This window comes from Actinomadura livida, from assembly GCF_014648675.1.
GTDB lineage: Bacteria > Actinomycetota > Actinomycetes > Streptosporangiales > Streptosporangiaceae > Spirillospora > Spirillospora livida.
In genome coordinates, this window is sequence record NZ_BMRO01000019.1 from 90067 (window position 1) to 95925 (window position 5859).

Sequence of the window (5859 nt, forward strand, 5' to 3'; positions counted from 1 at the left end):
CCCGGCGGTTTCGTCACCGTGTCACCCGCTCCCCGCTGCCGTCGTGCCCGCTCACGGCGCCCCGGCGCCGGGGACCACGGTGCCGGGGACCCCGACCACGCCCGCCGCGCCGGCCGCCGCGGCCGCCGCGTCGGGGACCGGGCGGATCCCGCCGTCGCCGGCCCGGCCCGAGCCGCTGTGGAAGAACGCCGGGTCCTCGGCCTCCTTCATGCCGAGGGCCTTGGCCTTGTTCGACAGCCCCTCCGGGGAGCTCTCGCGGGCGATCTCCGCCTCGTACGCCTGGCGCTGCTGTTCGAGCTGCTTGGTGCTCTGCTGCAGCCGGGTCAGCGTGAACGCGTCCTTCGCCAGGACGGTGTTGAGCAGCAGGAGGCTCACCAGCGCGCCGCCGAGCAGCCCGACGATGAGCAGCACGAACGGGGCGCGCGGCGGCGCCTGGGTGCGCCGCGACGCGCCGCGGCGGGCGCCGGCCGCCGGGGTGCTCCTGGCGGGCGCGGCCTTCGCCGCCGCGCTCCCGCTCGCCGCCGTGCTCGAGGCGGGCGTGCTCTTGGCGGGCGCGGACTTGCGCGCGGGCGCCGTCTTGGGCGCGGCCTTGGGCGGCCTGCTCTTCGCGGCCGTGCCCTTGGCGCCCTTGCCCTTGGCGGTCTTGGTGCCCTTCGCGGCCGGGGCGGCGGCGTCGGCCGGGCGCTGCCGGGTCCGCTTCCCGGGCGCCTTGGGCGGCGGGCGTCTGCTCGTCGTGGTCATGTCGCCTCCCGGACACGCTCGGCGGCGCGCAGCCGCACCGATCCGGCCCGTGGGTTGGTCGTGGTCTCCTCGCCGGACGGCAGCTCGGCCCCGCGCGTCAGGAGCCGGAAGCGCGGCTCGTGCTCGGGCAGCGGGACGGGCAGGTCCGGCGGCGTGGTGTCGGCGGCCTGGGCGGCGAGGACCTGCTTGGTGATCCGGTCCTCGAGGGAGTGGTAGGACAGGACGGCGATCCGGCCGCCGACCGGCAGCGCGTCCAGGGCGGCGGGCAGCGCCCGCCGCCAGCTGTCCAGCTCGCCGTTCACCTCGATGCGCAGCGCCTGGAAGGTGCGTTTGGCCGGGTTCCCGCCGGTGCGGCGGGTCGCGGCCGGGATGGACGTGCGGACCAGCTCGGCGAGGCGGCGCGTGGAGTCGAACGGGGCGCGCTCGCGCTCCCGGACGATCGCCGAGGCGATCCGCTGGGCGAACCGCTCCTCGCCGTACTCGCGCAGGATCCTGGCGAGCTCGGCGGGCGGGTAGCCGTTGACGACCTCGGCCGCGGTGAGCCGCTGGGTGGTGTCCATCCGCATGTCGAGGGGGGCGTCGTGGGCGTAGGCGAACCCGCGGCCGGTCTCGTCGAGCTGCGGGGAGGAGACGCCCAGGTCGAACAGGACGGCGTCCACCGCGGGGACGCCGAGCCGGCGCAGCACGGCGGGGATCTCGTCGTAGACGGCGTGCTCGAGCGTCACCCGGTCGCCGAACGGGGCGAGCCTGCGCGCGGAGCGCTCCAGCGCGGCGGGGTCGCGGTCGAGGCCGATCAGGCGCAGGTCCGGCACGGCCCGCAGCATCGCCTCGGCGTGCCCGCCCATGCCGAGCGTGCCGTCGAGGTAGACGGGCGCACGGCCGGTGACGGCCTCGGCCGCGGGGGTGAGGAGTTCCAGGACGCGACCGAGCATGACCGGTACGTGACCGGCCCCGGCCGCGTGGTCACCCACGTCCATGCTGCACCCCCAGTACTGCCACCGCTCGCGGACTTGTGGCATCGCCGGATCGGATGACCGCTTAGCTGCGCACCCCCGGCGGCGGCCTCGCCCGGCCAGGTCCCCATCCGCTGCCCTAGAGGAAGATCACCGCGTGGTGCGCGGGGGGTCGCCGTCTGGCACCGGGGAAGCTGCGCCAGCTGGCTCGGAGAGCGGCTGGAGACCTGGCCGAACGTGGGCCATTGCCGGTCATCGGACCGACGAGTCGTTTCTCAGAGGATCCCTGGCAACACCTCCTCCGAGACGTCGGAGAACGTCTGCTCCTCCTGCTCCAGGTAGGTCTCCCATGCCTGCGCGTCCCAGATCTCCAGACGCGTGTTGGCACCGATGACCGTGCAGTCGCGGGTGAGGCCCGCGTACTTGCGCAGCGGAGGCGGGATCGTGACGCGGCCCTGCTTGTCGGGGACCTCGTCGGACGCGCTGGCAAAGAAGACCCTGCTGTAGCTCCGTACCGCCTTCTCGGTGACCGGCGCGGCACGCAGAGCCTCGGTTATCCGCTGGAACTCCGCCATGGGGAAGACGTACAGGCAGCGCTCCTGGCCCTTCGTGATCACCAATCCCCCCGACAGCTCCTCGCGGTACTTCGCCGGCAGGAACAGCCGTCCCTTGTCGTCGAGACGCGGTGAGTGGGTGCCGAGGAACACCGGCCCACCTCCCCGCGCCGCATGGGGCGCTACTGCCCCCCACGGCGCCCCACTCTACTCCACTCTTCCCCACCGTCAACATTGAAAACACGTTCCGCATGCCGATTCGGCGGACGAATGCGCAGGTCAGAGCGTGGGGGGCCGAGTGGGGCCCCGCGAGGGGCCGGTCCGCGCGCCGGGACGGCGGAGGACGGGCGAGGGCGTCCGGCCGGGAGGGGACCCGGGCTTCGCCGGCGGGGGCGCGGGCGGCGGTGGGGGAAAGTGGTGTCCCCGTCCGGGATCAGAACCCGATCACCGTGGAGCACAATGGTTCCGCGTTCAACACGAACATCGCGGAGGGCGTTCCGACGACGTACTGTCGGTTGGGCGGGCGCAAAGGGCGACGCACCGGCTCGCGGTAGGGCGGCCCCTCCGAACACGGACGGGCCCGGCAGGGCCCTCGGGTCAACCGCGCGGCCGGACGGCTGAGGAGGGTTTGGTGGCAGTAGGAACGCACGGCGAGTCGTTCATGGAGACCGACCCCCCGGCATCCCGCCCGGCCCGCCGCGCCGACGCAGGGCGCACCGGGCCGGGTCTGGGACTCGACGGCCTCGCCCAGGTCGCGAACAAGATCAGGGACGCGGTCGAGTCGGTGATCGAGGGCAAGCCCTCGGTGGTGCGGCTCGCGCTCACGGTGCTGCTGGCGGAGGGGCACCTGCTGATCGAGGACGTGCCCGGCGTCGGCAAGACGATGCTCGCCAAGGCCCTCGCGCGCTCGGTCGACTGCTCGGTGCGGCGCGTGCAGTTCACGCCCGACCTGCTGCCGAGCGACATCACCGGGGTCAGCGCCTACAACCAGGAGCTGCGCGAGTTCGAGTTCAAGCCGGGCCCGGTGTTCGCCAACATCGTGGTCGGCGACGAGATCAACCGCGCGTCCCCGAAGACGCAGGCGGCGCTGCTGGAGTGCATGGAGGAGCGGCAGGTCACGGTGGACGGCACCACCTACCGGCTGGAGCCGCCGTTCATGGTGATAGCGACGCAGAACCCGGTGGAGATGGAGGGCACCTACGCGCTGCCCGAGGCCCAGCGGGACCGCTTCACCGCCCGCATCGCGATGGGGTACCCCGACCCGGCCGCCGAGATGGAGATGCTGGAGAACCACGGTGAGGCGTCCCCCCTCGACCGGCTGAGCCCGGTCGCGCACGCCGCCGACGTCCGCGACCTCATCGAGGTGGTGCGCAAGCAGCACGTGTCGACGGCGGTGCGGCAGTACGCCATCGACCTCGTCTCGGCGACCCGCAGCCATCCGGAGTTGCGGCTCGGCGCCTCGCCGCGGGCGACGCTGCAGCTGGTCCGGGCCGCGCGGGCGTACGCGGCGCTCGACGACCGCGACTACGTCGTCCCAGACGACGTGCAGGACCTCGCCGTCCCCGTCCTCGCGCACCGGCTGCTGCCCACGGCCGAGGCGCAGGTGGAGCGGCGCCGCCCCGAGCAGGTCGTCGCCGACCTGGTGAAGCGCCTGCCCGTTCCCTCTCCCCGGAAGTGACGTGAGACGAGCGCTCGCCGGCCTCACCACGCGCGGGCGGTCCTTCGTGGCCGCCGGCGCGACCGCCATCGTCTGCGCGTTCGTCCTCGGCGAGCGCGACCTGCTGCGCGCCGGGGTGCTCGTGCTCGCACTGCCGCTGCTGTGCACGCTGGCGGTGGCGCGGACCCGCTACCGGCTGGCGTGCGCGCGGCGGCTGGACCCGCCGCGGCTGCCGGTCGGCCGCGAGGCCCGCGTCGACCTGCGGCTGGAGAACGTCTCGCGGCTGCCGAGCGGGCTGCTCATGGTGGAGGACCGGGTGCCGTACGCGCTCGGGGGGCGGGCGCGGTTCGTCCTGGACCGGATCGAGCCGCACGGGAAGCGCGAGCTCGGCTACCGGATCCGCTCCGACGTGCGCGGGCGCTACCGGGTGGGGCCGCTGACGGTGCGGCTGGCCGACCCGTTCGGGATGGTCGAGCTGATCCGCTCGTTCAGCCTGGCCGACACCCTGACGGTGACGCCCGCGATCGTCCCGCTGCCGTCCGAGCGGCTGAGCGGGGCCTGGACGGGCGGCGGCGACAGCATCGCCGGCGCGGTGTCCGCGGCGGGCGAGGACGACGTGATCCCGCGCGAGTACCGGCACGGCGACGACCTGCGCCGCGTCCACTGGCGGTCCACCGCCCGGCACGGGGAGCTGATGGTCCGGCGGGAGGAGCAGCACTTCCAGAGCAGCGGGACGCTGTTCCTCGACACCCGCCGCTCCGCGCACTGGGGCGACGGCGTCGCCGGCTCGTTCGAGCAGGCCGTGTCGGCCACCGCGTCGATCGGGGTGCACCTCGTCCGGGCCGGGCTGCACCTGCGCTACGTCACCGACGCCGGCGAGGCGCTGCCGGCCGCGTCCGCCGACGGCGGGTTCGAGGGTCTCCTGCTGGACACCCTGGCGGTGGCGCGCAGGTCGAAGGGCACGTCGCTGACGGCCGGGATCGCGGCGCTGCGCGGCAGGACGGGCAAAGAGGCGGACGGGCTGGTCATCGCGGTGTTCGGCGTCCTGTCCGCCGAGGAGGCCCGCTCGGTCGCGGCGGCGCGGCGCGGCACCGGGACCTGCGTCGCGGTCCTGGTCCAGGGGCACGGGCCCGCGGGGCACGCGGGCGGCGGGGCGAGCGGGCGCGCGGGCAGCGACCCGGCGGGGCTGCTGCGCGCGAGCGGCTGGCGCGTGGTGGCCGTCAGGTCGGCGGCGGACCTGCCCGGGGTGTGGGCGCAGGCCGGCCAGGCCGGTGAGGACTTCGTCAGGGACGGCGCATGAGAATCCGCATGACGGTCATGGCGGGGCTGGCGACGCTCGCCGGCTCGATCGGCCTCTACCCGCTGTTCGAGGAGCACGGCTGGTTCGCGGCGGGGCTCGGGGCGGTGCTCGCCGTCGCGGCCGGCGGGCTGCTGGCGCGGCGGCTGCGGCTGCCCGCCGCGTTCAACGCGCTGTTCGGCCTCCTCGCGCTGCTCGCCTATCTGAACCTGACGTACGTGGCCGACGCGGCGTGGCTGGGGTTCATCCCCTCGCCGGAGTCGATCAACCGGCTGGCCTCGCTCAACGAGGCCGGCTGGCAGGCCGCCAACCGGTACGCGGCGCCCGTCCCGCTGCTGCCGGGGATCTCGCTGATGGCCGCCGCCGGGATCGGGCTGGTCGCCGTCCTGGTGGACCTGCTGGCCGTGCGGCTGCGCCGCACCGCCCCGGCCGGGCTGCCGCTGCTGGCCATGTACAGCGTGCCCGCCGCGGTCCGCGAGGACGGCGTGAGCTGGCTGGCGTTCGGCGTCGGGGCGCTCGGCTTCCTGGGGCTGCTGATGGCCGACGCCCGCGAGCAGGTCGGCGGCTGGGGCCGGACGGTGACGACGCACCGGCGCCAGCGCGAGGTGCCGCTGGCGGGCGCCGACCCCCGCCCGGAGGAGGCGGCCGCCCCCCTCC

General features: G+C 75.0%; 6 protein-coding genes. 3 read left to right on the forward strand and 3 right to left on the reverse strand.

Annotated elements, in window-relative coordinates:
* Positions 1-51 precede the first annotated feature (51 nt).
* The 3 genes from ftsL to mraZ all read right to left on the reverse strand — a co-directional run bounded on the left by ftsL (position 52) and on the right by mraZ (position 2401).
* Positions 52-741 (reverse strand): cell division protein FtsL, encoded by a 690-nt coding sequence (gene ftsL / locus IEZ03_RS32945; protein WP_184886206.1) that lies wholly within the window; start codon positions 739-741, stop codon positions 52-54.
* The gene (gene rsmH, locus IEZ03_RS32950; protein ID WP_184890751.1) at positions 738-1718 is read right to left on the reverse strand and encodes a 16S rRNA (cytosine(1402)-N(4))-methyltransferase RsmH; all 981 of its coding nucleotides are present in this window, start codon (positions 1716-1718) and stop codon (positions 738-740) included. The genes ftsL and rsmH overlap by 4 nt, the downstream gene beginning before the upstream one ends.
* 251 nt (positions 1719-1969) lie before the next feature.
* On the reverse strand, positions 1970-2401 hold the full coding sequence (mraZ, locus tag IEZ03_RS32955) for a division/cell wall cluster transcriptional repressor MraZ (protein ID WP_131986738.1): 432 nt from the start codon (positions 2399-2401) through the stop codon (positions 1970-1972).
* Positions 2402-2909: 508 nt separating this feature from the next.
* On the opposite strand from mraZ, the gene IEZ03_RS32960 reads away from it, so the two are divergent.
* The 3 genes from IEZ03_RS32960 to IEZ03_RS32970 form a co-directional block, all read left to right on the forward strand.
* Positions 2910-3926 (forward strand): AAA family ATPase, encoded by a 1017-nt coding sequence (locus tag IEZ03_RS32960; protein WP_184890752.1) that lies wholly within the window; start codon positions 2910-2912, stop codon positions 3924-3926.
* Between the two features lies 1 nt (position 3927).
* Positions 3928-5205 (forward strand): DUF58 domain-containing protein, encoded by a 1278-nt coding sequence (locus tag IEZ03_RS32965; protein WP_184886208.1) that lies wholly within the window; start codon positions 3928-3930, stop codon positions 5203-5205.
* The coding region (locus tag IEZ03_RS32970) for a TgpA N-terminal domain-containing protein (protein ID WP_229808726.1) at positions 5202-5859 on the forward strand (658 nt) is incomplete at its 3' end. The genes IEZ03_RS32965 and IEZ03_RS32970, both read left to right, overlap by 4 nt.

Bases quoted from the DNA above. Each gene is read 5' to 3' on its own strand.
- ftsL (WP_184886206.1), bottom strand. From the start codon at position 741: ATGACCACGACGAGCAGACGCCCGCCGCCCAAGGCGCCCGGGAAGCGG.
- rsmH (WP_184890751.1), bottom strand. From the start codon at position 1,718: ATGGACGTGGGTGACCACGCGGCCGGGGCCGGTCACGTACCGGTCATG.
- IEZ03_RS32960 (WP_184890752.1), top strand. From the start codon at position 2,910: ATGGAGACCGACCCCCCGGCATCCCGCCCGGCCCGCCGCGCCGACGCA.